Genomic DNA, 25,144 nt, shown 5'->3' with positions numbered 1-25,144 from the left:
GTTTGATTGTAAGGCCCAGCTACCCGGTTGAAAAGTACGCACTAATTCGTAACGTAGTTACCCCCACGATACTATAGCATCATAAAAACCATCCATGAGAGAGCCTACATTTTGTCTTCTTTAGCATTATTTCTATAAGGGGAGTCAACTATTCGTAACCGATAACCGTACACAGCAATGTAAGGTTGCAAAAAAAGAAGGTAGTGATGATTGAATTGACTTCAAGTTAGGTTTTGACTATATTTGTAATATAATGGTATACAAAAAATGGAGGCTAAGAGTATAACTACCCTGAAGAGTAGCCGCTGTGCTAAGGGGTAATCGCAATTTTCAGGATAGGGAGGCGGGTTTAGTGGAAGAGGTCCTGAACCAAAGGGAAGCCATTTATTTGTTGTCGGACAGCCACGAACTCGATAAAGCTTGTGAGTTGTTTAGAATCAGCTACACACATAATGATTGGGATGAAGCGAACAAAGTAGCAGACTATCTGCATACGTTGGCTGAAAACCTGTATCACACCCAACTGAGAAATGCTGCAGACGGCAAGTATGAGACATTGGACACCAAACACCCGCTAGTGTTTTATTATGCTTATAGTTATTTGGCGAAATCTATTTACTATCAGAATATGGGCAAGTATGAGGAAGCCAGAAACTATATTATGAAGTATAGCGAAATGGGTTGGTTTATGGGCCTGGATCAGAGCGGTCACGAAGAAGTAGAGAGATTCCGTTTCCTCGCCAAGGCCAATTTATTTACGATTGAATTACTTTCGGGGAGAAGGGAACTTTTGCCTGAGTACGTTCAATTTCTTCACGACAATGACGAGGAGCTACTTCCAGGATTGGTTGGTATTGCCGAAGCAGCTAACCTGAATAATTGGAATATAGACGACCTGCTGAACGATTTTGCCGATGATATTAAGATATTTGAAGGTTATGAAGATAGAGCAAACCGCGTATATTATTTAAAACTGGTCAACCAATTGGCCATTTACCATTTCAAGAAGAAGCAGTACTCCGTTGCCTTAAATTATGTCCTTGATTCTCTGCAATTCTCTGCCAGTGTAGAAGCGGATGCTGATTTCAGGACACTGGTTGCTCTGTTTGAGACTTATCGAGCTTTGGCAACACCATCACAGCAAGAGCAATACCAAACCATTTTATTAAGGGGGCTTCATAATGAAAAAGGCATTAATCTCGGTAATTATGGTCTTGGCGTTTCTTAGTATTGCTCTTCCGGTGGGAAATATTTTGGGAGGGTTAGACCCTGTAATTCCTTCAAATCATGGTGTTTTTTCTTATACTGCTTGAGTCAGAATTAGACCTTCAAGCCCGATAGGGCTTTTGTACATAAAAGGAGCACACTTTTACGCATTTTGCGATCAGTGTGCTCCCCTCTTTTATGCCAAGATTTATTTTACGACATACGAAGTCAGGTGACTGGCCAGATGTTGCATCGTTTCACTCGCCTTTTGCATACGCTCCATCACTTCAGTGAAAGAGCCTACCAGAGTCGCCTGCTCCTGAGAAGAAGAAACAATTTGCTCAATTTCCTGCTCCATTTGACGCATGGAGTTCTGTACATCCTTAAGGGCTCCTTCAATATCGACCGTCGCCTTTTTGGATTCTACGGATAGCTTGCGCACCTCTTGAGCGACGATACCAAAGCCTGCACCTGCTTCTCCGACACGCGCGGCCTCGATCGCTGCATTCAATCCAAGCAGGTTGGTTTGATCAGAAATTTCCTTGATGAACACAGCTACCTGATTGATTTTACCCGAGTTTTGTACGGCGATTTGGGTGTTTTTCAAAATCTGTTCACTGGTTGCCTGAAGCTCCTCGGAATGAGCCGCCACATGCTGTACCATATCAATGAGCTGCTCGGTGATGGAGAGGTTCTCGGATACGATTTGATCCAGTTGATTTTTGTTAGTCAAATTATAAGAGGCCGCAAATGCTGCGATGACTTCACCTTTCTCGTCAAATACAGGAATACTGATCATATCAAGAGGAAACCCTAGAATTTCAGCAGGGATGTGGGTCAGGCTGGGCTCACGTCCATTTTTAAGCATGGCAAAATCTTTATAGTCTTCGAGCAGCTCCGAGCCCGTTTCAAAGCCGAGGTCCATACCCTCCGATTGGGTATACATAAGGACATGAGTGCGGTCGAAGAGAGCAAGAGTCACTTTCTCACGCATAATCTGTTGTATGTAGGGAATGGCTGCAATTAATGCATCTATTGTATTCAAATAGATAACCTACCTTTCTTTACTAGATATATTTTTTATAGTCTCGTATATAGTTGTCGGTCTAAAGACGGATAAAAGTTATAAAGATATTGAAAATTTAAAGGGAAATGAAAGCTTGAGAAAAAAAGGCATACCGTTTCCATTACGGAACGATATGCCTTCTATTTAATCTTAACGTGTCAGTGCTGTGTATAGGTAGTTCACTTGCCGCGTTGCTCGAACAGTTGTGCGATTTCCACAATAACCTTGGTAGCAAGTACCATGTTGTCCACCGACACATATTCAAACTTACCGTGGTAGTTCTCCCCACCTGTAAAAATATTCGGGGTAGGCAGTCCCATGTAGGATAGCTGTGAACCGTCTGTACCGCCACGAATCGGCTTAATAATGGGTTCGATATTCAGCTTTGTCATTGCTTCATAAGCGACATCGACGATATGCTTGACTGGCTCTATTTTCTCTTTCATGTTGTAATACTGATCTCTCAATTCCAGCGCAATACGGTTTTCTCCATATGCGGCCTGCAGCTCTTTGACTACATTTGTTAAATAAGCTTTCCGGTTTTCAAAGCTCTCGCGGTCAAAATCACGGATAATATAGTATAGCTTAGCTTGTTCTGCCGTGCCTGTAGACTCCAAGAGATGATAGAAGCCATCATATCCGTCTGTATATTCTGGGGCTTCGTTTGCAGGTAACCGACTGTGCAGCTCCATAGCGATTTTGGCAGCGTGGATCATTTTGTTTTTAGCCGTACCGGGATGCACATTCACACCGTGAATGGTAATATGGGCGGCTGCGGCGTTAAAGCTCTCATACTCCAGTTCTCCGAGCGGTCCGCCGTCTACCGTATAGGCATATTCAGCGCCAAAAGCGGCTACATCAAAGCGTTCCGGTCCTCTTCCAATCTCTTCGTCCGGTGTAAAGGCAACGCGAATTTTGCCATGTTGAATTTCTGGATGGTCAATCAGGTAGTGGATAGCTGTCATGATTTCTGCGATCCCGGCTTTGTTGTCTGCACCGAGCAGGGTGGTACCATCTGTTGTGATCAGGGTGTGGCCTTTATATTGAGTTAGTTCGGGAAACTCACGTGGAGAAAGAACCACACCAAGCGAAGCATTCAGCGTGATATCGCCCCCATCATAGTTCTCCGTCAATTGCGGCTTTACCCCTGCGCCAGTCAGTTCGGTAGCCGTATCGAGGTGAGCGAGAAAACCGATGACGGGAACCTCTTTATCCGTATTGGAAGGAAGGGTCGCCATCACATAACCATTATCATCAATAGTTACGTCTGTCATACCAATGGCTTTCAATTCGCCCACCAAGAGGTTGCCCAATGTGAGCTGTCCGGGTGTAGTGGGGCAAGTGTGGCTGCTTTCATCAGATTGGGTATCTACCTGAACGTATGTAGTCAGGCGGTCAATCAGTTCCTGTTTCATGTGTGTATCCTCCTTAGTGTCATTTCTATTATGGTACGTATTTTATCATGATTAGGCTTATAATATGAAAAAAATGGTTGACCCTTTTAGGAATGACGGGTTGTGTTGCACAGGGGAGACGAGTAAGATAATAGTAAAATAAAAGTAAAAATAGAGTAAAACGATTAAAGGAGTCTGCAATGCCTACGTTAAAAGATATCGCCCAGGAGGCAGAGGTTTCGATATCCACGGTCTCCCGAGTGCTGAATTATGATGAAACACTGTCTGTATCAGAGGAAACGCGGCGTAAAATTTTTGAGGTTGCCGAGCGCATGAAATATACGACGGTTAAACGTAAAAATGGCGGTATTGGTCGTCAGCCCCGCAAGAAGGCAGAGGGACCCATCCGGTTAGGTATGGTGCACTGGTTTAGTGCGTACGAGGAACTGGAAGACCCTTATTATCTATCTATTCGGTTTGGCGTGGAAAAAGAGTGCCGCCAAAGTGGGGCGCAGCTGGAGCGTATTTTCAGAAGAGAGGACCTAACTACACTGAAGGCATTATCCGAAGGGCTACATGGACTGATCGTGCTGGGGCATTTTAGCAGTGAAGAGGTAAAACGTATGCTGGAACTGCCCATTCCTTGCGTCTTTCTGGATCATCCGGTAGAGCGTACAGGGGCAGACTATGTGGTCATTGACCTTGCTCACGCTGCGGCTGATGCACTGGATTATTTGATGGGCGCGGGCCATCGTCACATCGGATATGTAGGTATGGGTAAGGATGAGCAGTCCCATGATTCCGAACGAGCGGATCTAGATGCCCGCTATGAGACGTTTTTGCGGTATCAGGAACAGCACAGGCTATGCACGTCGGATGATATTCATGTGTGCGGAGGAACGGCGGCAGACGGCTTCCGTGCGATGGAAGCGGCTATTCTGGCAGGACCAGAAAACCTGCCTACAGCCTTCTTTGTCGCGAGCGATTCGGTAGCTATTGGGGTGTTGAAGGCGCTGGAGCAGCATCAGCTTGCGGTGCCGGAACGTATCTCAATTGTTGGCTTCAATGATATTCCGACAGCGGAATATTTGACCCCATCTCTGTCAACAGTCAAAACGCATACCGAACTGATGGGAGAAACGGGCGTTCAGCTCTTGCTGCATACGGTACGAAACGGTGCAAACGAGGTGGGGCGCAAGGTCATCATTCCGACCGAGCTAATGATTCGCAACAGCAGTGCGCCGCTGCATACCGATACACAATAAAATGGCCGTTATTGATTTGAACAGCCCCGGCTTACCGGGGCTGTTTTTGGTATGAAAAGATACAAAAATGGATTGACAATTATCTTGGAAATGCTTACATTGAACATATATTTATTTTACTAAGTTTTACTCATAATTTTTACTTAAATATTTTACTTTGGTATAAGAGTGAAAATAAAAGGTTGAGGTGACTGCCCATGCGTACCATTTTGCCGTTGAATGATCAATGGTTTTACCTTCCTGAATATGTCGAGAGCGAAGTAAGCGCAGGCATTGATGCAGGTCGGTATGAGCCAATTCAGCTGCCGCACACCAATGTAGAGCTTCCGTATAATTATTTTGACGACAAGGCATTTCAGTTTATTTCTACGTATAAAAGAGAGCTGAACATTCCGGCAGATGCCAAAGGTAAGCGAGTGTATGTTGATTTTGAAGGAGTCATGACCTATGCCCAGGTATATCTAAACGGGGTAAAAGCGGGGGAGCATAAAGGTGGATATACACCGTTCAGCGTTGAATTGACCGAACTTGCCGAGTATGGCGGCTCCAATGTGCTCACAGTCATTGTCGATTCCACGGAACGGGACGACATCCCTCCCTTTGGGGCAGTCATTGACTATCTGACCTACGGCGGTATTTACCGCGAAGTGCAGCTGCGAATAGTGGAGCCTGTACACCTTGGAACGATATTCATTCAGACACCGGAGCCGCTTGCGGTAAATAAGGCGGTGCGCGTGGTCGTGGAGCTGGAGGGCATTGGCGATCAACAGGACGACTTGACGGTCGCGCTGCAATTGCTGGACGGAGCGAGCGTGAAGGCGGAGACCGAGCTGGCAGCGGTGACGGCGGCGGAAGTAACGCTGGATCTGAAAGAGCTGGGCGGCCTGCGGCTTTGGGATATAGATGATCCCAAGCTGTATGAAGCGAAGCTGACGCTGCTACGAGGCGGAGAAGAACTGGATCAGGTGACCGTGCGCTTTGGCTTCCGCGAGGCTGAATTTCAGCCGGACGGTTTTTACTTGAACGGGCGGAAGATCAAGCTGCTCGGCCTGAACCGTCACCAGTCCTATCCGTACGTTGGCTATGCTATGCCCAAAAGAGCGCAGCGTCGTGATGCAGATGTGCTCAAGGAGGAGCTGGGGCTGAATATGGTACGGACATCCCACTACCCTCAGTCCCGTCATTTTCTAGACCGCTGTGATGAGATTGGATTGCTCGTTTTCGAAGAGATTCCGGGTTGGCAGCATATTGGCGGTGAAGCGTGGAAGGAGCAGGCGGTGAGGGACGTAGAGGACATGATTATCCGTGATCGTAATCATCCCTCCATTGTAATCTGGGGCGTACGAATTAATGAGTCGCAGGATGACCATGATCTGTACACGCGTACCAATGAGCTGGCACGAAAACTAGATCCGACCCGTGCTACGGGTGGTGTGCGTTATATTGTAGGCAGTGAGCTGCTGGAAGATGTATATACGATAAATGATTTTGTTCATGATGGTGGGCACAAAAAATATTTGGCGAAGGAAATCCGCAATTTTGATACGTATGACGATACAGAAGGCGTAGATGGCGAAACGACAGGCTTGCGCCAGCCGTCTCTCGTTACAAAGCTGGATCATCCAGTCCCTTATCTGGTAACGGAATATAACGGGCATATGTACCCGACCAAGCGTTTTGACCAGGAGGAACGGGTAATGGAGCATGCACTGCGCCATACGCGGGTCCAAAATGCTTCCTATGCCGATGAGGGCATTGCCGGAGCGATTGGCTGGTGTGCTTTTGACTATAACACTCATGCTGATTTTGGTTCCGGTGATAAAATCTGCTACCACGGTGTCATGGATATGTTCCGCCTGCCTAAATTTGCAGCCAGTGTGTACCGGAGCCAGAAGAACGTCGAACAGGAAATCGTTATGGAGCCGGTCACTTACTGGTCTCGTGGCGAGCGGAATATCGGGGGTATCGTGCCGCTGGTCGTGTTCACCAATTGCGATGAGGTGGAGTTCATCTACGGTCATGAGCGCAAAGGTATTTATCGTCCGAACCGAGAGAAGTACCCGGCGCTTCCTCACCCTCCTGTCGTGATCGATGAGTTGACAGGTCACTGGGGCATGAAGTGGGAAGACGCTGTATTCATTGGGTACGTAGATGGGCAAGAAGTGATCCGCAGATACTATTCACGTAATCCGGTGCCGACAGAGCTACGGGTAGCTGCAGATGATATGGTACTGGAAGCTGGCGATTGGGACGTAACCCGAGTAGTAGTGGATGCTCTGGACGAATACGGCAATGCCCTGCCGTTCTATGCAGATCCTGTTTCGGTGGAGGTCGAGGGAGTGGGTGAATTGATCGGTCCTTCAAGCTTATCCCTAATTGGTGGACGCATTGCATTCTGGATTCGTACAAAGGGTGAGGCTGGCAATATCCGCGTGAAGGTTTCAGCGCCTTCTCGTTTCGGTTTGCAGGAATTGAGCATTGACGTGCAATAAGGAAGCAAAGGCAACATACAATCCTGCTAACTGCTAATATACTGTCTGATACTTCTATTATTTAATAAGGAGTTGTCCGCAGATTCTGCAAAGAATCTGAGAGGGCAACTCCTTTTTAGCATAGGTTAGGGTACGTTAATCTATAAGTCTTTCAAATTGTGTCTTATTACTGAGTCACTTAACGTTACGCTCGTAGATTGGAAGCATAGAATACACTATCAAGCGCAAGGGAGGTGAAAACTATGGCGATTCTTTTACCTCAACAAAACTTTACGATAGCGGCTGGTATCGGCAAATCGTATTATGAAAATTTGCGTGGTGGTGCAGATGCAGCAGTAACCGTTAATAATAACGGTCCCTTTCCGATTGATCTTGTCCTTACTGTTGTCAATGCGCCTGTGATTACCTATACGATCCCTGCATTCACTAGTCTTACGGTGGAAGTTGCCTTATTGCTGGTAGCTGGTTTATTGACTAGCGCGGCCGGAGGCACATTTGGTACGATTCAGATTGCGACAGCTGATCTTTAACCTGTAACGACCTGATCCTCTAACTCTAGCTTTGCCATGTGGCAAGGTTAGAGTTTTTTTGAAATTTTCTGAAACTTTTTTCATATTGTGCCGATATATACATATAGCATAGCAAACAACAACATCGAAAAGGAGTACCCTGTATGAGCTTTAGCAATCCGGTTTTACGTGATGACATCTTTTTGCGCGAAGATGAAAGAGAAGCTAGTGAACAACGCATGACCATCGGAGGAACGGTGAACAAAACGTTGCTTCTGCTGGTTCTGCTCATCGTCTCTGGAAGTATTACCTGGTACATGACCTACGAAGGAACCGTAGAGGTGCTATCCTTGCTGACGGCAGGCTTTATTGGTATGGCAGGCGTAGCACTTGCGATATCCTTTTTTCCCAAAACGGTTCCATTACTCTCTCCTGTATATGCGATTCTGAGTGGTTTTGCTTTGGGTGGCGTTTCAGCTTTTATGGAGTATGAGTACCCTGGAATTGTAGCCAATGCCATTTTACTGACCGTGGGTATCTTGTTCTTGATGCTCTTTATGTACACACAGCGAATCATCAAGGTGACACGCGGCTTTATCTCATTCGTTGTCCTGTGTACGATGGCGATTTTTCTGGTGACGCTGGTTGATTTTATTTTGAACTTTTTCGGTATGAATGTTCCCTATATCCATGAAACAGGTTGGCTGGGTATTGGCATTAGCTTATTTATCGTGATCATTGCGGCTTTGAATCTGCTGGTTGATTTCAATTTTATTGAAGAGCAAGCAGATCAAGGCGCACCCAAATATATGGAATGGTATGGTGCTTTTGCATTGCTGGTGACTCTAGTATGGCTGTATGTACGGATTTTGGATCTGTTGGCCAAGTTCAGTAAGAGGGACTAAGTGCAGGGTGAGAAGAAAAGGATGGCTGAATGCCGTCCTTTTTTGTATTAAATAGACGGTTTAAAAATTGCATTTTACGTTAAATACATAGAAGTTGGGTAAAACATAAAGACAGACAGGAGAGGAGTGAGTGCATGTATCAAGTGGTGCTGGTTAGGCATGGACAGAGCGTGTATAACCGACAAAACCTGTTTACGGGCTGGACGGACGTGGACCTGACTGAACAAGGGACTCATGAGGCCATTGAGGCGGGACGTATTCTCAAGGAAGCTGGTTATACGTTTGATTTGGCATTTGCCTCTGTGCTAAAACGTTCTATCCGCACGCTGTATCACATCTTGGATGAACTGGATCATCTGTGGATACCTGTGCAGAAGTCGTGGAAGCTGAATGAACGCCATTACGGTGCTCTTCAGGGGCTTAGCAAGCTGGATTCCGCCGTGCAATACGGCGAGGAGCAGGTTCATATCTGGCGGCGTAGTCTGACGGTGCGGCCTCCCATGCTGGATGAGAAGGACGAGCGGAGTCCGCATCGGGAAGAGCGTTATCGTAATATTAAGCCAGAAGAGCTGCCGCTTGGGGAAAGTCTGGAGGACACCGTGCATCGGGTCGGTGAGTTTTGGAAGCAGCGGATTGTACCTTTGATTCTCAAAAAGGATCGAGTTATCATTTCTGCACATGGTAACACTTTGCGGGCCTTAATCAAGTATATGGAGAATCTGGACGAAACCGAATTGCTGGATTTGAATATTCCGACAGGCATTCCACTGGTGTACGAGCTGGATGAGCATATAGATCCCATCCGGCGTTTTTATCTCGGTGATCCGAGTCATGTAGAGGCTAAGAAGCAGGCCGTGGCCAACCAAAGCAAGGTAACGGAGTGACTTTCCATACACAAAGAGGACAGGGCGCTTCCTCGCATCCTGTCCTCTTTGTGTTGGGTATAGATTAAGCGTTCGCTTCCTCTTCTTCTGTTTCCTGGCTGTCTTCCTCTGCGGGAAGTGCCCACACCGATACACTGCCGGCACGAACGGGAAATATGCCGTAGCCATCCTGCTCAATCTTTACGGTATGATCGTGATGTCCGGTCAAATCCATCCATTCTTCCCCTGCACGTTGTTTACCTACGAACATGCGCTTTTCTCCGTCATTTGCGTTGGTGATCACCACAGCACATCCGGAGCCTTCCAGTTCAGGCACGCCTTGACGAACCCATCCAATCGTATGGGGATCATCGAAATAATCTTTTTGCTCACCATAAGCTTTATGGTACCGGGCATATAGAAGCGGGTCTAGCTCAGCCTGCTTGCCTTTCACGGGTGTTTGCCCCTGGATACCGTAGTAATCGCCGTAGAACACACAGGGATAACCGTCCTTGCGCAGCAAGATGAGTGCATAGGCGCTAGGCTTGAACCAGTCCTCCACCCAGGATTCGAGCGCTTCATGCGGCTGGGAATCATGATTATCGACAAAAGTAACCGAGTTCAGGGGATGGGTATGAACAAGCGTATCCTCGAAAATGGTGCTTAAATCGAAATCCTTGCCACCCAAGGAAGCGCTATGTAGTTTGTAGTGGAGGGATACGTCAAACAGGTCGATTTTATAATCAATGGTATCCAGGAACTTTTGACACGATTCCAGATCCGGTTTCCAAAACTCGCCTACCATATAAAAATCCTGCCCGCGTTTTTTAATCATTTCTGTAGCAAACTCTCGTACAAATTCATGATTAATATGCTTGATTGCATCCAGACGGAATCCGTTGCATTGCAGAGTATCTACCAGCCATTTTCCCCAACGGATCATCTCTTTGCGCACATCCTGATGATTATAGTCAATATTGGCGAACATTAAATAATCATAATTGCCGAATTCATCATCTACATTTTCGCTCCAGCTTTTATTTTTACCTAAAATACGATAGATTCCTGTCCGGTCCTGGCTTGCATCGTAATCGGTTCCGTTAAAATGTTCAAAGTTCCATTGAAATGTGGAATACTGACCTTGACGGCCGGGGAACGTAAATTTAGTCCAGCCTTCGATATCAAAGGGCTCAGAAATGACTTCATTGCGGTTATCCGGGTTGACCTCGACGACCTTGAATACTTCAGTTTCATCCGCGCCGGCCTTATGATTCATGACCAGATCGACATAGACGGACACGCCGTGGCGAACACAGGCGGCAACAGCCTCCAGCAGGTCTTCCCTGGTTCCGTATTTGGTGCGCACCGCACCTTTTTGGTCAAATTCGCCCAGATCATAAAGGTCATAGACGCCGTATCCCGTATCCTCGGGCGATTGGCCTTTGGTGACAGGTGGAATCCATATCGCGTCAATTCCTTTGGCCTTCAGTTCCGGCGCCAGGCGGGTAAGCTTTTTCCAGTGAGAACCGTCAGCTTCGACATTCCACTCGAAAAATTGCATCATCGTATGGTTCCTTTTCATGTACGTCCCTCCTTCATATATAACAAGTTACCCACCAAGTGAGGGGGGCTAAACGTCAGACGGTCAATATGATGCTGAATGAAGAACAAGGATCGCTGTATAACGTATGCTGAATCATTAAAATTTGTTATACCTGAGTGTTCACAACGACTCGGGTAGCTAGAAAAGAGAACGTGAAAACGGTAAAATGAATCTAACTTAACAATAGTTCGGGTTTTGGGCAAACTGTGAAGCGCGAGCAACAGAGGAAAGGAGGAGTGGACGTGACAGAACCGCAGCAGAACAAGGATGAAGCGAGCAAACCGCTGATTAAAAAATGTACGTATTGTCAGGAGATGAAACCTTTAACGGACTTTCAGCGCAGAACGGGTCGCCGGGCTGGTCCTTATTCCCGGCGTGGTCCTTGCCGTTCCTGCCGAGGATTGGCCCCACAAGAACGTGCGGCTACGTCCGCTCCCTCCGGCGAGGAAACAAATCCCTCGGCTGCTCCCGTGATGCAGCATAGCCTTGAAGCAAATACGGCTGCGCACAGCCTAGAGGCGTCGCTACCTATGGAGGCACAACGCCCCCGCAGGAAGCCGGTCACGGACAAAGCGCGTGAGCGCCATCGGCAACGGGTTCGGCATCTGCTTAGCAGGCTGAAGCCTGCGGATACCCGGGCGTTGCGGCTCAATCGCAATGGCATGATTCGGCTAAGAGGCAAAACCGACCAGGGGAGACGCTGGCATCAAGAGATTGAGCTTGATCTGGCCATGACCCTGGTCAGAGAGCGTATGGCGGTGATTGTTAATCCATACACCGTGCGTAGACTGTATAGCAACAAGGAATTTCGTCAATATGTGCTTAAGCGTGACCGTTATACTTGTTTTTTTTGCGGGGGCTACGGTGACACGATTGATCATTTACTGCCTCGGGCAAAAGGGGGGCACACGACGCCGGTCAATTGTGTATGTGCTTGCAATGAATGCAATCAAGTTAAGGCTGCCCGCGATGTAGATGAGTTCATTGAGTCTGGTGTACCGCAGCCGTCTCCTGATGATTTCGAGGCACCTGATAATCCTGACGCTTCTGAAGGCACCCTACATACGTAGGGCGACTCTTGCAGCGTAGATCCCTTAGTACAGTTCTATTTCAAAGCTGGATTCCTTCCAGGCTGTTGTTCCGCCTTCGATAAAAGCTACATTGGTAAAGCCCATCTGCTGGAGTGTATAAGCTGCCAATGCAGCTTGTCCACCTGCCCCACAAGTGGTGATAATCGGGCGGTTACGGTCACGTAGACGTTCGTCACGCAAATCCTGTGGAACCTCCAAGTCAGCGCGGATGGGCAGCATGCCCAATGAAATATTGGCGCTTCCGCGAATCAGACCGCAAGCGCCTGCATCATGGGAGTCCTGTACATCGATAACGAATGTATCTGGATTTGCCTCCATTCGCTGACGTGCCTCCTGTGAATCAATGCCCTGAACGTGCTGCCTCGCTTCTTGAACCATATCTCCAAATGTTTTAGCCATCATTTAAAACCTCCGTATGAATATATTTTGTGTTATTTTCATATTATCGAACTAAAACTCACTCTCTTTATTACCCTCCTCTAGCATAAGATGACCCTTCTTTTAAGGGAAACTTGGACAAAAATCGAGCTTATTCTAATTTTTATCTAAAATAACAATAAAAATTTTGCAGAAATTTGTGCAAATTTAAAATTTCTTCGACGATTGTGTCGTGAAAGGTGTAATATAGAGGTATAGGGTTCCGTTTCGGCCTGTTGTAGTCACGAAGGAGCGCTTCGTGGAATATTCCGCAGCAGTAACAACAGAATACCGTCTGAGCAATATACAATTGGCATCTGCGATAAATCAGTCTTGCCCTGTAGGGTATAGGCCGGTTTTAGCTGTGCTTCTTGCATGTTTAAGGGCGTGAATTCGATGAACGTTTTATTGCTAGAGTTTATGGATACAGGTTACGAGAAAGGAATGGACTTCTATTTTCACAGTAAAGGAGGACGTTCACGCATGTCTGAAAACCAACAAGAGGTGGCAGTAACACAGGAAGCTACCAAAGAGTCTCGGGATGTATTGGACCAATTGATGAAACCGGAGGTTCAGCAATCGCTGACCGTGCTGGTAGAAAATCTGCCCAAGTTGACTGAGATGGTTACTTTGATGACCGACGCTTATGATGTAGCTCGCAGTCTGGCGACTGACCCTGTCTTTATCGGAGATATGAAAAGCTCCATGGGAGAGTTTGTGAAGCCTGTTACAGATTCGGCTAAAGGATTGGCTTCTGCTGCAATTGAAGCAAATGACCGTGTACAAACTACGGACGGCAGTGTAGGTCTGTTTGGCCTGCTCAAAATGCTTAAAGATCCGAATGTACAAAAAACGCTGCGTTTCAGCCAGGCTTTCCTGGATATTCTGAATGAGCGCCAACGCGAAAGCAAATAATTACCTGATCGAGAACGGAGGATGGACATGTCGAAGCAAATTTTGATCTTGGGCGGCGGGTACGGCGGATTGCTAGCCGCTCTTACAGCACGCCAGCATATGGACGCTAGCCAAGCAACCATTACAGTGGTTAACCGCTTTGCGTCGCACCAAATTATTACAGAACTGCACCGTTTGGCGGCAGGTACAATTGCCGAAAAAGCTGTTGCGCTTCCTTTGGAAAAGCTGCTGCGTAACAAAGAAATTATCCTGAAAGTGGATACTGTTTCCGAAATCAAGCCTGACGATAAAAAAGTAACCTTGGCCAGTGGCGCTACGTTGAGCTATGACGCTCTCGTTATTTCCCTGGGCAGCGAAACGGCTTACTTCGGTATTCCAGGACTGCAAGAGCATAGCTTCACGCTGAAATCTGTGGCAGAAGCCAATCGTATTCGCGCACATGTGGAAGCTCGTCTGGATGCTTACAAGCAATCCGGTAACCAAGCAGACGCTACAATCGTTATCGGTGGTGGCGGTCTGACAGGCGTTGAGCTGGTGGGTGAATATGCTGACAAATTGCCTGTAATTTGTCGCGAAAAAGGTATTAACTACGAAGATATCAACTTGTATTGCGTAGAAGCTGGACCATCTATTTTGGCAGGCTTCCCTCAACCACTGGTTGATCGTGCAGTAACAAGCCTTGAAAAACGTGGCGTTCAAATCGTAGCGGGTGTTCCGATTACAGAAATGAAAGCTGACGAAGTTCTCTTGAAAGACGGACGTTCGATCAAAACGAACACACTGATCTGGACAGGCGGCGTACAAGGTAATGCACTGGTTGGCGCATCTGGTATCGAAGTAAACCGTGGTCGCGCTACTGTGAATGGTGCACTGCAATCGACTTCTCACGAAGACATCTTCCTCGCTGGCGACAGCGCAGTGGTGTTCCCGGGTGAAGGCGAGCGTCCATACCCTCCAACTGCACAGTTGGCTTGGCAAATGGGCGAATTAGTTGGTTACAACATCTTCGCTTATTTCAACGGAGCGAAAATGGAACGCTTTACACCAGTATTCTCCGGTACACTGGGCAGCTTGGGCAGAACAGACGCGATCGGTACTGTAGGCGCGAATGGCACCCAACTGAAAGGCGCTGTAGCTACTTTGATGAAGGAAGGCAGTAACATCCGTTACTTGTCCCACATCAAAGGACTTTTTGCATTGGCCTATTAATATTCCTTATATTTTATATGTTTCATTGGAAGAGAGCGCTATTCAGTGCTCTCTTTTTTTGTGGTTTTTCTTTTCGACACTAGAGTTGCTTACGATTCATTAGTCTTAATTCACTTCATCTTCGCTAACTCTGCCACCTGTACAGGGGGGAGCGCACCTTCAAATATACTCAGCTCATCAATAGATCCTTTGAACGCAGGGTCCCACCAGTTGACACCTAAGCTGAATGTTCCAGATTTGGAGGTAAAGACATCTGGGAATTCTGAACCGATAAATTGAAGCTCGCCATTCACATACACGGCTAACACCCCACGTTCTACAGTGAAGGCGAGATGGGTCCATTCATTTGTTTTGATCTTTAGGCCAGTACTGCCGGTATACCAAAGTGAGCTGCCGGACCAGACCATTGTATTATCCTTCTCGGGTCCTCTGGGCAGAAGGCTAATCCAGTGGTTACTATCCATAGCTCCAAAGAAAGTTGGTGTATGCAGCGTCAAATCGCTTGGTTTTACCCACAGTGACACGGAATATGCTGAGCTGGATATGAGTCCTTCAGGTAGAGCAATGCCTGACTTTCCATCAAGGACTATAGCTTGGCCCTTTACGCCTTCAGCGTAGGATACACTTCCTCCCTGGCGATCGATTCGGTCACCGATAACTTTGCCATTAGCAAAAGCATCCTGCTGATCCTCCAGATTATTTTCAAATGTGTATGACGCAGTCAATATAGCTTTCTCATAAGGGGATACCGTGATGTTAAAAACTTTGTCCCGACTACATTCTCCTTTGGTAATGGTAGCCGTCAAAGTGGCAGATGCAGCCTTTTCTCCGATTCCTGGACGCTTGATTTCACCTGTATCCGTAATGACGCTTTGGTCTGAAGTTTTCCAGGTAATCCGGGTTTGCCGACTGCCTTCCTTCGGAAGATTCAGGCTAGCCGTCACCCGACTTGTATCGCCAAGATCTAACTCACGATATACACTGTCCACTACTGTCGTATCGGTCATATCAGGGAGCTTACTGCCCCAAGCCATTTCACCTTTATTCGATAAAACTGTAAACGCCAGGATGTATTGATTCGTAACCTGATCCCATTGTCTTAAGAACACCCCATCCAATACAGCACCATCCAGTGTTAATTGGATATTCGCATTTCCCGACTTGCGCCATGTTCCTTGCACATCGCCTTCGATGGTATGATCTGCTCTAAGCTGAATGAATTGTGTATTCTTGATCGTAGCCGAAGAATCACTGCCATGATTAATATATTGATAATCGCCAATGAATTGTTTCTCATCCAGCTTTGTAAGCGTCTCGCCACCGTAACGGTAAGGAGCTACGACAGGCCAGTCATCCTGATTCATGAACATTTGGTGTACACGCAGCTCATGTGTCTCCCCCTGCTGAGGGAATCGGGTATGAAAGACGACAAACATTTGTCCAGTAGTAGGATTGGTGTATACAGAATTGTGTCCAGGGGAAATATAGCCGTAGCCAGTGCCTGAACCGGGATCGCCTATTTTACTATCGAACAAGAAATTACCTATCAACTTGTTTCCATAAGTTGTATTTTTGGTGTTTGCCGGCAAAACAGCATTCTGTCCTTTGGCATCTTTATAAGGTCCTGTCGGACTCTTGGAACGGAATAACCTCATGTTATACCCTCCGTCGGCTGCAAGACCGCCGTAGGTTACATACAAATAGTAATAACCCGTTTTTGGGTTGTATTCAATATACGGACCTTCCCCGGACTCACCGTATCCACCTGCGATCTTGGTGCCAAAATAACGATCAATCAGACGGCCGTCCTCCGTAGTTCCATCTTGACCTGGATACATGGGTTTGCCAGTTGCCTTATCTAGCTCCAGTAAAAATATTCCTCCGGACCATGATCCATACGTCATCCACAAGCGCCCATTTGCATCGTAAAAGACGCTTGCATCGATTGCATTTGGGAACATCCGGTTCGCATAAGAACCATCGGTATTAAACCATCCCGGTCTGAGCCCCTCGAGCTTGCCTTCCTTAATGAGTTGTTGAATCGGCGTATTTGTCCATTTTTTATCTACCTTGCTATCTTTATCGAATGCAGTCTCCTTCGTAAAACCAGTGTGTATAATGGTATCCACATATTGATATGGACCCTCGATTTTGGGTGCAACTGCAATGCCGATCGCGGAACGAATGTAGGTGGAAGATGCGCTATAATAAATCATATATGCCCCTTTTGTCCCATCCTCATTGACATAATGCTCATTCCAAAATACATCGGGCGCCCATACCGAGAATCCTCCCTTACTGTCCGCATCATTCTCACCCGCCCAAGCGAAAGATCCAGCCAGATTCTTCGATAAGTCCCCGTAAAGTGTGTTCCCAGGCGTAATGTAACCGTTTGCAAAATAAGTCCAGTTTGTGAGATCTTTGGACTTCGCCGCAGAGATGTGTGACCCAAATACATAATAAGTGTCACCGTCTTTGACAATGGAAGGGTCATGAACCGATACATTAGAGAAGGTTGGCGCATCCTGCTTATTATTCTGGTCTGGCACCGTTGCCGCCGCGTCTATTGCACCTACTGGTGCGCTTGCGATTGCTAATATTAATGTTATTGCAATACTTTTCCTGACTTTACGTTTAACAAAACTTCTCATCATACACATTTGCCCCTTTATTTCTGAATTGGAGTACAGTGATATATTCTGCTTTTATTGCTAAATACCTTTATACTTATGAGTATTATTAATGTATTTATGAATTATATGGCTGTTAGGTAAAAATTATAAATTATGGTTGACGTTGTGATTTTGTGAGGGTAATCTAATTAAGAAAAGTAACTATAAGAAGGTTGCTTAAACAAATTTTTATTTTAGCCTAAACGCTAGCAAAGGAGAACATTATGAAAATCAGACTGTTGGTCTGCCTTATGATTGTACTAAGTTTTGCTACTGTACACTCCAATTCGACATCAGCTCAAGCTCATACGCCCATACACTTGAAGGTCAATGATCATTACGTTTTATACACCTACCCTGCATCCCCCTTTGTGGATACGAAGGGAAGGCTGCTTATACCGCTCCAAGTGGCTGAGGATATACTGGGTGGCAAAGTAACTTATAATGCAGCGAACAAGACGGCTGCTGTTGATCTGTTGGGGCGTAATGTAACGGCTACGATTGGATCACCCGAAATATCAGTTAACGGTGAGCCGATGACAATGGACACAGTCCCCATCATAAAAAGCAACGCGATGTTTTTGCCGGTATCCATTTTGTTGAAGGATACAGATGCGCAGATGGAGTGGGATTCCAAGCGTGGCTTATTGAAGCTAAGGCATGATAGCTTTACAGAAAGTCCAGTTCTTATGAGGTTCAAGGGACAAGACTTGGCCCAAGTCATTGACGCGAATGCATTTGATCTTTTTTCCTTTGGCTGGGATCAAAGGCAAGGTGTATTGAATATTCATGCTACGTATAAGAGCGACTTATCGCCCGCCTTCAAGCAAATTGACTTTAATCCTATGATTGTTTATAGCAAAGGGACCTATAGTGTATATCCTTATTCTAAACCCAGTATGTTTTACAAAGTTAAAATAACCAGTCCTGGTAATTTGGTTTATACAATGAATATCGATACAACCAATGCGGATGAAGATTATATAAAATATATTACTTCTGTTGGCAGATTAATTAAGTAGTAGAATGTATGTTGCTTGTACATTATAAAAAAGAGACAAAGGCTTAAGGGCCTTTGTCTCTTTTTTTGAAAGATTAATCTTAGAAGGTAATGATTTGACTGCTGTTTCCTTTATTGCGTACGTATCCCACGACTTTGGATACAGACTCTCTGTCTTTAAGATAATTAGTAACGCCGTCTGTCAGGTTGTTTTTTTGATTGTTTGACATTTTATTCCAGTCATCCGAATTTACATAAACTTCGACGATAGCTTCACTGCTGTCGCCTCTTACTGTGAAATCAAAGCCGACCCCATTATAGGTGCCATATCTATCGGACAAGTTACGTTGGATCGTACTTGTATCCAGAGAAGAAGCTACCTTTTTAATCGTCACATCGCCTCTGCTGTTGGTTGAAAAGGTCGCCAGTTTATCTCTATTACTGGAGTTTTTCACTGTGCCTTCAATATCAGCATCTTTATACTCTTTCAAAATATCTTCAACGATGTCTTCCAGGTAGCTTTCCTTTCTGCTGTCGGATAGATCATCCCATCTGGATTTTGTCATTTCGATGGTTACTGTAATATCACTTTTGTTACCATCCAACGTGATATCAGAGTTGGTGCTATAGGCATCGCTGTGATCATCGTTCAGCTTCTTTTGAAGATCCTTCAAGGAGCTAGAGCTATTTTTGCTTGCGTCATCTTTTAGCGTCTGATTGTCTTTTTGCAATTGAGCAATGGTAGCGTCCTTCGTCGTGTTCGCTGCTTTTGCTGTGTTGAGCTCTTGAGTCAGCGTCGTAATCTGGTTGTTCAACGCCGTAACTGTAGACTGATCAATCGGAACGCCGTTATCAGCAATGACTACGCGTTTGTTTGTTCCATCCCATGTTACTTTTTTATCCAAAGCTGTACCTGCCAGCTTCAGTGGGATATACGTCACGCCATCCAGCAGAAATGGTTCTGTTTTAGCATCAGCAGGAACCTCGGTTCCGTTGTAGATAATTTTAATATTGTTATATACTGCTTGGATCGGCTTAGTTACTTGTGCAGCATATGTAGATTGGCTGAACAGAGCCCCGGAGATGGCCAAGGCCGATACGGCAGTAATGATGACAGGTTTCTTCATGGACTTCAATGATTTCATTCGTCGGTCTACCCCTTTATTTAAGAATTATAGCGTGATACATAGACTAGAGTAACATTAATACATGCAAAATCCAACAGGTTGGAAGGGTTGTTATTGGTTGTGCCTATATTAGTTAGACGCAAAGGTGCCTGCAAAAGTTGCCCTGTTTGCGAAAATATTTTTCCAAAAGTATCCGAACAAAAATTAAACAAGCCCGCTGCAAAAGCAGCGAAACTTGTTTGTAGGACAACCCATTACAGTCTCAAGAGTTGGATTATTTGCCGTCCTTCAGTTTGCCTGCTGTTTCCTGAAGATGGCCTTTGGCCTTATCCAGTTTGCCTTCGGCTTGAAGGGACTTATTATCGGTAGCGTTCCCGATTTGGTCCTTGATTTCACCTTTGGCTTTGTTCACATTACCTTTGATTTTATCGCTAATTCCGTTATCCTTCATGTTATAGCCCTCCTTATGTGATCGAACTTTCATTCAACATGCTGTAGTTAGTCATTACCCGAGCGAGGGTAATACGAAACCAGAGGCTGTATATCACAGACGGGGGTATAATGTTGGATACGGATTAAATCAGAACGTGAAGTGGGGAGTGAGCGCATGCTCAAAATTTTATTGTTTATTCTCGTTATTCAAATTATTTACGTATCGGCGTATACACTGCGCATGATTCTGACGCTGAAAGGACAGAAGTACATTGCTGCGCTCATTAGCACCGTGGAGGTTACGGTCTATGTATTGGGCTTGAATGTTGTGCTTAAGTATCTGGATCAAGTGGCAAGTCTTGCAGTATACGCCATTGGCTATGCATTGGGCATTCTTATTGGAGCATGGATTGAGGAAAAAATAGCGCTCGGTTATGTCACCGTTAAGGTGATCAGCAATGAGATCAATGGAGGAATTGCCAATGCGCTGCGGGACAAAGGATACGGCGTTACAGCCTGGCTGGGCAGTGGACGTGATGGAGAGCGCCTGGTAATGGAAATTTTGGCTAAACGAAAAAACCAGAATAAGCTGTATCAGTCCATTCTGGAGCTGGACCCTAAGGCTTTTGTCATTACGGTAGAGCCGAAGCAGTTTCATGGCGGCTTCTGGACTAAGGCTATCCGTAAATAAACATTTTGGTAAATTGCGCATATTTTTTGGAGGTTGGAGCATATTAATACCCGCACAGGTGAGGATTTTGCAAAAATTCAATAAGCGAATTCCAATGAACAAGATATAGATCGAAATGGTTTAGTTCGTCTATATCTTGCACTTCGGAGCGACTGGAATCGAATTTTGCAAAATACTGGCGTGGATAGAAATTAACAGTAAGTCGACAGGGGATATTACCCTATAAAAACCGAGGGGGGATATAGATGTACAGACGCCAGGCCCCGGAAATCATTCCAGAGGAAAATACGGCTATTTGGTCGTGTACAAACGAGGGTTGCAACGGTTGGATGCGAACGGATTTCACCTTTTTGAACGAGCCAGCTTGTCCATTTTGCCAAGCCTCAATGGGGCAGGAAATGCGGATGCTGCCGATTCTCAATCGGGCGGGCAATTCCTTTGTCGCCCAGCGCTCCTAATCCAGGATTTTGCAAAATCCAAAATTGGAAAGTGAGTACGATGATCACACTGCAGAATTTATGAATGCCAAAGGCCGCTCCAGCGACATGCTGAGCGGCTTTTGGTTGTGGAAATTGGGGTAGGGGTGACCTGTCCCCGAGTAAGTATGTGTTGATTATGGTCTCTGGATGGGCTGTACGGAATCACGATATACAATATGACCCTGCACGAGGACTCGACCAAAGCGGCCGCCGGGATGGCTTATTTTTTTCATCATCGAATCAATCGCGGTACGTGCCATCTGCTCGATGTCTACTCCGACCGTGGTCAGTTGCGGAACAATAAGAGTGGCATATACGTCGTTGTCAAATCCGACCACAGAGCAGTCCTCAGGCACGCGGTATCCTAGACCAATGAGCTTGTGTACCAGATTGTGAGCGACCTGATCGCAGTTACATACAAAGGCAGTCGGTAGCGGCTGAGGCAGCTCCATTTCAACAAAAGCACCTTCGTCGTCCCGGTCACTGAGCACCCACTCGTTACGGAGGGGCAGTCTGTGCTCCAGCAAGGATTTATAGTAGCCGAGGAAACGATCCTGAATACTACTGGTGGAATAGATATTGCCTACATATGCAATATCACGATGCCCCTGGGCGATCAAATAGTTGGTCAGCTCATATGCTCCGTAGAAATTATCCGTCACCACGGAGTCGATATCGGCATGTTCATCATAAAAATCGAGAAACATTTTGGGTAGATCCATGGTTTGTACCAGCTCGATATATGGCTTGCTCACTTGGCCCAGGAGAATGAAGCCGTCCACCTTGCGGTCGTAATAGATACGTGGCAGATTAAGCTGTTCTTCGTCTTCGCGATGAAGGATGTGAAGGATGCCATAGTAGCCGTATGGCTCCAGTGCCCGTGAAATTTGCTGGTAGATGTGCAGATAAAACGATTGGCCGGGGCCAGTAAAACGTTCAGGAATGACAACACCTATGTTATAGGTGAGGCCCTCCTTCATGGACTTGGCAACGGTATTGAAACGATAACCCATTTCGCCCGCGAGCGTCTTAATACGCTCTTTTAGCTCCTCGCTAACCCCATCCTTGTCATTGAGCGCCTTCGACACGGTCACGCTGCTTACTCCCAGCTTATCTGCAATATCCCGCATCGTAACGTTGCTCTTCATTCCTGTTCCGCCTTCCAATTTTAAAAAGATAAGCATTTTGCCTAATCCAGAGAATGGATGCAAAATGCTGGGGAATATATCCGTAGCTTAGCCGCCTGTAAAATCCAAAAAACTTAGCAGCATGGCTGCCCATAGAACAACTATTAGCCTGCGGGTAACAGTTGTTCTATGGATAGTATACATGGTTCCGCAAGTAGGATAAAGCCTGCGGCTTATGTCCGCTGGGAAGGACGGGAGTGTGCTTGCAATAGCGCTTCATTGTGATGAATTAACTCGCGGCGAACAGCGGCGCTGCCGAGAGAGCGCAAGGGATCGGATGGTGTATTGAAGGTGTAGTCCTCCAGTCGAGCGATGGTGGTCGTCGCTACGTGAATACGGGTATCGCTGGACGCGTAGTAAATAAAGACTTCATCTTGCTCGTTAACAACAGCCCCGTTGCAAAAAATAACATTCGAAACGTCGCCCACGCGTTCCTCATCATAAGGAGCCAGAAAGTGCCCGCCGGGCTTAGCAATGACGCGCGTAGGGTCTTCCAGACTGGTGGCAAAGGTATACAGCACATACCGCAGCCCGGCGGCTGTATTGCGTACCCCGTGAGCGATATGAATCCAGCCGCGACTGGTCTTGATCGGGGCAGGGCCCTGCCCGTTCTTGGCTTCGTACACCGTATGATAACAGCGCTCATCAATGACGGTTTCGTGTTCAATCACGGGTTGTGTAATATCTTTGCACAGGCCGAAGGCGATGCCTCCGCCTGAACCGGTGGAAATAAACCCGTCCTGGGGACGAGTATAGAAGGCATATTGACCGTTCACAAATTCAGGGTGCAGGACAACGTTGCGCTGCTGTGGGGACTGGGTAGTGATGTTAGGAAGCCGGGTCCATGTACGAAGATCACGAGTGCGGACCAGTCCGGCCTGAGCGACAGCACTGGAGGTATCGTGGGGTGGTGCGTCAGGGTCCTTTTTTTCCGAGCAATAAATACCGTAAATCCAGCCGTCCTCATGCTTTACCAATCGCATATCGTACATATTTGTTTCTTCCGGGTCGATATCCTCCCATACGAGGGGAGCGTCAATGAATCGAAATTGATCAATGCCGTTATCGCTCTCTGCCAAAGCAAAAAATGACTTTCGATCCAGTCCCTCTGTGCGCGAAACAAGAATGTATTTTCCTTCATGATAGATCGCCCCTGGATTCAATGCCGCATTTACACCCAGCCGCTCCATGAAAAAGGGATTGGTTTGCGCATCCAGATCAAACCGCCAGTGAAGTGGAACATGATGGCGTGTGAGCACTGGGTAGATGTAGCGTTCGTAGATACCATTATAAAAGGTAGTTTTAACCTCATTGGGGCGTGTAATCAGTTCCTCTTGCTGCAACCGCAGCTCATTATATTTGCTATGGATCATTGGTTTTCCATCCTTTCTAGCATTTCTATGCAAAATCGGCTGTTGTGATAAGGGCACTTCCAGGGTCCTGCAATCTCTCTCGCATCAGGCTTACCATCCGCTTGAACTGACCAGAACCATTCGCCTCCGGGGCGCGGATCGATGATATGTTGCTGGGTATAGGACCATAGATTTTTCACAATTTGCAAAAAACGTTCGTCTTTTGTACGTTGAAACGCATTATAAAAACCAACCATCCCCTCGGCCTGTACCCACCAGATACGTGAGGTGTCTACCCGCTCTCCTTCCCGCTCATTGATGAGCGATCCGTCTGGCTGAACAGCGCGCTCTGCTACCGCATTGGCAATATCCATCACCATATCCACGTATTCTGACGGGTAATAACCAAGCACATTCATAGCGTCCTCAATCAACCAGCTGGCTTCGATGTCGTGACCATATGAGGTCAGGTCAAGCAGAGAGCGCCATTCACGGTCGAAAAATACCCCCAGTCGTCGGGCAGAGGCATCGTAAACACGATGATATAAAATATCCAGTACGTTCGTCAGTGCATCTCGAACCTCTTCATTTGGCCAGACGCGCAGCAATTGGGTGTACGCCTCCAAAACATGAATATGCGTATTCATAGTGATATGCGCGGTGACGCCATTTTCGCTGAGTAACTCATTAGGCTGCGTGTTCCACGAGCGGTCATATTGTTCGCCGTATGCCTGCCGGGTGGGATCATATCCTTTTTGCTCCAGCAGGTGGAACAGCTCCATAGCTAGTGGTAATGCATTCGGGTCGTCTGTGGCACGTGCATACTCTGCTATCGCATAGATCGCGAATGCCTGCGCGTATACATGCTTGCACGTGTCCACGGGTTGCCCGGTGTAGTCCACCATCCAGTACATTCCTCCATGTAATGGATCAAGCAGGTGATCTCGCAGGAATGTGAATGCATGTCGTGCGGCTTCTGCATAGGTATCTTCCCCTGTTACACGGGCAGCCGCCGAGAATGACCAGAGTAGCCGTGCAGTGGCAATCCCTCCTTTGTCGGCTTGGTTATGAATGTGCAGATCCACGTCCACCTCGCCGTAAAACCCACCGTGTGTCTCATCCTTCAGTCCAAGCCAGAATGGGAGTATGTGTTCCTTCCATTCCTGTCTAATTTCGTCCAGTAATGTTTCCAAGAGACAAAGCCTCCTTCGGAAAATAAATTATTAAGTTATCGTTAACTTTACAGGAGTATCATATCTAGCTGTTTGT

22 protein-coding genes are annotated in these 25,144 nt (G+C 46.5%); 12 read left to right on the top strand and 10 right to left on the bottom strand.

Going from position 1 to position 25,144, the window contains the following annotated elements:
• Positions 1-352: 352 nt before the first annotated feature.
• Positions 353-1,228: a DNA-binding protein gene (locus ACYCSE_RS08010; protein WP_069290646.1), complete on the top strand. Its 876-nt coding sequence runs from the start codon at positions 353-355 to the stop codon at positions 1,226-1,228.
• Positions 1,229-1,414: 186 nt separating this feature from the next.
• Here the strand turns inward: ACYCSE_RS08010 and ACYCSE_RS08005 are convergent, their stop codons facing one another.
• Positions 1,415-2,251 (bottom strand): methyl-accepting chemotaxis protein, encoded by an 837-nt coding sequence (locus ACYCSE_RS08005; RefSeq protein WP_061829482.1) that lies wholly within the window; start codon positions 2,249-2,251, stop codon positions 1,415-1,417.
• A gap of 200 nt (positions 2,252-2,451) precedes the next feature.
• Positions 2,452-3,687: a peptidase T gene (gene pepT / locus ACYCSE_RS08000; RefSeq protein WP_061829481.1), complete on the bottom strand. Its 1,236-nt coding sequence runs from the start codon at positions 3,685-3,687 to the stop codon at positions 2,452-2,454.
• 179 nt (positions 3,688-3,866) lie between these two features.
• On the opposite strand from pepT, the gene ACYCSE_RS07995 reads away from it, so the two are divergent.
• The 5 genes from ACYCSE_RS07995 (at position 3,867) to gpmA (ending at position 9,721) form a co-directional block, all read left to right on the top strand.
• Complete coding sequence (locus ACYCSE_RS07995) at positions 3,867-4,931, top strand: LacI family DNA-binding transcriptional regulator (RefSeq protein ID WP_459701971.1); 1,065 nt, start codon at positions 3,867-3,869, stop codon at positions 4,929-4,931.
• Positions 4,932-5,128: 197 nt separating this feature from the next.
• Complete coding sequence (locus ACYCSE_RS07990; protein WP_459701970.1) at positions 5,129-7,423, top strand: glycoside hydrolase family 2 protein; 2,295 nt, start codon at positions 5,129-5,131, stop codon at positions 7,421-7,423.
• Between the two features lie 242 nt (positions 7,424-7,665).
• On the top strand, positions 7,666-7,953 hold the full coding sequence (locus ACYCSE_RS07985) for a hypothetical protein (protein ID WP_069290641.1): 288 nt from the start codon (positions 7,666-7,668) through the stop codon (positions 7,951-7,953).
• 143 nt (positions 7,954-8,096) lie between these two features.
• Positions 8,097-8,837, top strand: coding sequence for a Bax inhibitor-1/YccA family protein (locus ACYCSE_RS07980; RefSeq protein WP_459701969.1), 741 nt, complete (start codon positions 8,097-8,099; stop codon positions 8,835-8,837).
• Between the two features lie 134 nt (positions 8,838-8,971).
• Positions 8,972-9,721 (top strand): 2,3-diphosphoglycerate-dependent phosphoglycerate mutase, encoded by a 750-nt coding sequence (gene gpmA, locus ACYCSE_RS07975; RefSeq protein ID WP_459701968.1) that lies wholly within the window; start codon positions 8,972-8,974, stop codon positions 9,719-9,721.
• A gap of 64 nt (positions 9,722-9,785) precedes the next feature.
• On the opposite strand, the gene ACYCSE_RS07970 is transcribed toward gpmA, so the two are convergent.
• The gene (locus tag ACYCSE_RS07970) at positions 9,786-11,282 is read right to left on the bottom strand and encodes an alpha-amylase (protein ID WP_069290639.1); all 1,497 of its coding nucleotides are present in this window, start codon (positions 11,280-11,282) and stop codon (positions 9,786-9,788) included.
• Positions 11,283-11,545: 263 nt separating this feature from the next.
• On the opposite strand from ACYCSE_RS07970, the gene ACYCSE_RS07965 reads away from it, so the two are divergent.
• Positions 11,546-12,373, top strand: a complete 828-nt coding sequence (locus ACYCSE_RS07965) for an HNH endonuclease (RefSeq protein WP_061829475.1) — start codon at positions 11,546-11,548, stop codon at positions 12,371-12,373.
• A 24-nt stretch (positions 12,374-12,397) separates the two neighbouring features.
• On the opposite strand, the gene ACYCSE_RS07960 is transcribed toward ACYCSE_RS07965, so the two are convergent.
• On the bottom strand, positions 12,398-12,793 hold the full coding sequence (locus ACYCSE_RS07960) for a rhodanese-like domain-containing protein (protein ID WP_459702489.1): 396 nt from the start codon (positions 12,791-12,793) through the stop codon (positions 12,398-12,400).
• 501 nt (positions 12,794-13,294) lie between these two features.
• Between ACYCSE_RS07960 and ACYCSE_RS07955 the strand changes: the two genes are divergently transcribed.
• Together ACYCSE_RS07955 and ACYCSE_RS07950 are read left to right on the top strand one after the other, a co-directional pair.
• Complete coding sequence (locus ACYCSE_RS07955; RefSeq protein WP_013312528.1) at positions 13,295-13,726, top strand: DUF1641 domain-containing protein; 432 nt, start codon at positions 13,295-13,297, stop codon at positions 13,724-13,726.
• 27 nt (positions 13,727-13,753) lie between these two features.
• Positions 13,754-14,935 (top strand): NAD(P)/FAD-dependent oxidoreductase, encoded by a 1,182-nt coding sequence (locus ACYCSE_RS07950; protein WP_061829474.1) that lies wholly within the window; start codon positions 13,754-13,756, stop codon positions 14,933-14,935.
• Between the two features lie 110 nt (positions 14,936-15,045).
• On the opposite strand, the gene ACYCSE_RS07945 is transcribed toward ACYCSE_RS07950, so the two are convergent.
• Positions 15,046-17,589 carry a LamG-like jellyroll fold domain-containing protein gene (locus ACYCSE_RS07945; RefSeq protein WP_459701967.1) on the bottom strand — a complete coding sequence of 848 codons (2,544 nt, stop codon included), beginning with the start codon at positions 17,587-17,589 and terminating at the stop codon, positions 15,046-15,048.
• Between the two features lie 242 nt (positions 17,590-17,831).
• Between ACYCSE_RS07945 and ACYCSE_RS07940 the strand changes: the two genes are divergently transcribed.
• A complete protein-coding gene (locus ACYCSE_RS07940) occupies positions 17,832-18,629 on the top strand; it encodes a copper amine oxidase N-terminal domain-containing protein (RefSeq protein ID WP_459701966.1) in 798 nt (265 codons plus the stop codon).
• A 79-nt stretch (positions 18,630-18,708) separates the two neighbouring features.
• On the opposite strand, the gene ACYCSE_RS07935 is transcribed toward ACYCSE_RS07940, so the two are convergent.
• Both ACYCSE_RS07935 and ACYCSE_RS07930 read right to left on the bottom strand, forming a co-directional pair.
• Complete coding sequence (locus ACYCSE_RS07935; RefSeq protein ID WP_459701965.1) at positions 18,709-19,752, bottom strand: stalk domain-containing protein; 1,044 nt, start codon at positions 19,750-19,752, stop codon at positions 18,709-18,711.
• A 256-nt stretch (positions 19,753-20,008) separates the two neighbouring features.
• On the bottom strand, positions 20,009-20,185 hold the full coding sequence (locus ACYCSE_RS07930) for a CsbD family protein (protein ID WP_068939077.1): 177 nt from the start codon (positions 20,183-20,185) through the stop codon (positions 20,009-20,011).
• Between the two features lie 156 nt (positions 20,186-20,341).
• On the opposite strand from ACYCSE_RS07930, the gene ACYCSE_RS07925 reads away from it, so the two are divergent.
• Together ACYCSE_RS07925 and ACYCSE_RS07920 are read left to right on the top strand one after the other, a co-directional pair.
• Positions 20,342-20,857, top strand: coding sequence for a DUF2179 domain-containing protein (locus ACYCSE_RS07925; RefSeq protein WP_023990890.1), 516 nt, complete (start codon positions 20,342-20,344; stop codon positions 20,855-20,857).
• Positions 20,858-21,102: 245 nt separating this feature from the next.
• Positions 21,103-21,315 carry a cold-shock protein gene (locus ACYCSE_RS07920; protein ID WP_025721956.1) on the top strand — a complete coding sequence of 71 codons (213 nt, stop codon included), beginning with the start codon at positions 21,103-21,105 and terminating at the stop codon, positions 21,313-21,315.
• A gap of 155 nt (positions 21,316-21,470) precedes the next feature.
• Here the strand turns inward: ACYCSE_RS07920 and ACYCSE_RS07915 are convergent, their stop codons facing one another.
• From ACYCSE_RS07915 to ACYCSE_RS07905, 3 genes are all read right to left on the bottom strand, one after another.
• Positions 21,471-22,484, bottom strand: coding sequence for a substrate-binding domain-containing protein (locus tag ACYCSE_RS07915; protein WP_235306647.1), 1,014 nt, complete (start codon positions 22,482-22,484; stop codon positions 21,471-21,473).
• Between the two features lie 212 nt (positions 22,485-22,696).
• Positions 22,697-23,896 (bottom strand): glycoside hydrolase family 130 protein, encoded by a 1,200-nt coding sequence (locus ACYCSE_RS07910; RefSeq protein WP_459701964.1) that lies wholly within the window; start codon positions 23,894-23,896, stop codon positions 22,697-22,699.
• Complete coding sequence (locus ACYCSE_RS07905) at positions 23,893-25,068, bottom strand: AGE family epimerase/isomerase (protein ID WP_459701962.1); 1,176 nt, start codon at positions 25,066-25,068, stop codon at positions 23,893-23,895. Before ACYCSE_RS07905 ends, ACYCSE_RS07910 begins: the two co-directional genes overlap by 4 nt.
• Positions 25,069-25,144: the final 76 nt, after the last annotated feature.

It is taken from the genome of Paenibacillus sp. SEL1 (assembly GCF_054602535.1).
Note: the sequence above shows the minus strand (reverse complement) of the source record. Positions and strands in the feature narration are given on the sequence as shown.

Excerpts from the sequence above, each read along its gene's own strand:
- ACYCSE_RS07970 (WP_069290639.1), bottom strand. The coding sequence starts at position 11,282 with ATGAAAAGGAACCATACGATGATGCAATTTTTCGAGTGGAATGTCGAA.
- ACYCSE_RS07960 (WP_459702489.1), bottom strand. The coding sequence starts at position 12,793 with ATGGCTAAAACATTTGGAGATATGGTTCAAGAAGCGAGGCAGCACGTT.
- ACYCSE_RS07915 (WP_235306647.1), bottom strand. The coding sequence starts at position 22,484 with ATGAAGAGCAACGTTACGATGCGGGATATTGCAGATAAGCTGGGAGTA.
- ACYCSE_RS07940 (WP_459701966.1), top strand. The coding sequence starts at position 17,832 with ATGAAAATCAGACTGTTGGTCTGCCTTATGATTGTACTAAGTTTTGCT.
- pepT (WP_061829481.1), bottom strand. The coding sequence starts at position 3,687 with ATGAAACAGGAACTGATTGACCGCCTGACTACATACGTTCAGGTAGAT.
- ACYCSE_RS07920 (WP_025721956.1), top strand. The coding sequence starts at position 21,103 with ATGTACAGACGCCAGGCCCCGGAAATCATTCCAGAGGAAAATACGGCT.
- ACYCSE_RS07995 (WP_459701971.1), top strand. The coding sequence starts at position 3,867 with ATGCCTACGTTAAAAGATATCGCCCAGGAGGCAGAGGTTTCGATATCC.
- ACYCSE_RS07930 (WP_068939077.1), bottom strand. The coding sequence starts at position 20,185 with ATGAAGGATAACGGAATTAGCGATAAAATCAAAGGTAATGTGAACAAA.
- ACYCSE_RS07925 (WP_023990890.1), top strand. The coding sequence starts at position 20,342 with ATGCTCAAAATTTTATTGTTTATTCTCGTTATTCAAATTATTTACGTA.
- ACYCSE_RS07935 (WP_459701965.1), bottom strand. The coding sequence starts at position 19,752 with ATGAAATCATTGAAGTCCATGAAGAAACCTGTCATCATTACTGCCGTA.
- gpmA (WP_459701968.1), top strand. The coding sequence starts at position 8,972 with ATGTATCAAGTGGTGCTGGTTAGGCATGGACAGAGCGTGTATAACCGA.
- ACYCSE_RS07985 (WP_069290641.1), top strand. The coding sequence starts at position 7,666 with ATGGCGATTCTTTTACCTCAACAAAACTTTACGATAGCGGCTGGTATC.
- ACYCSE_RS07980 (WP_459701969.1), top strand. The coding sequence starts at position 8,097 with ATGAGCTTTAGCAATCCGGTTTTACGTGATGACATCTTTTTGCGCGAA.
- ACYCSE_RS07910 (WP_459701964.1), bottom strand. The coding sequence starts at position 23,896 with ATGATCCATAGCAAATATAATGAGCTGCGGTTGCAGCAAGAGGAACTG.
- ACYCSE_RS07990 (WP_459701970.1), top strand. The coding sequence starts at position 5,129 with ATGCGTACCATTTTGCCGTTGAATGATCAATGGTTTTACCTTCCTGAA.
- ACYCSE_RS07950 (WP_061829474.1), top strand. The coding sequence starts at position 13,754 with ATGTCGAAGCAAATTTTGATCTTGGGCGGCGGGTACGGCGGATTGCTA.
- ACYCSE_RS07955 (WP_013312528.1), top strand. The coding sequence starts at position 13,295 with ATGTCTGAAAACCAACAAGAGGTGGCAGTAACACAGGAAGCTACCAAA.
- ACYCSE_RS07945 (WP_459701967.1), bottom strand. The coding sequence starts at position 17,589 with ATGATGAGAAGTTTTGTTAAACGTAAAGTCAGGAAAAGTATTGCAATA.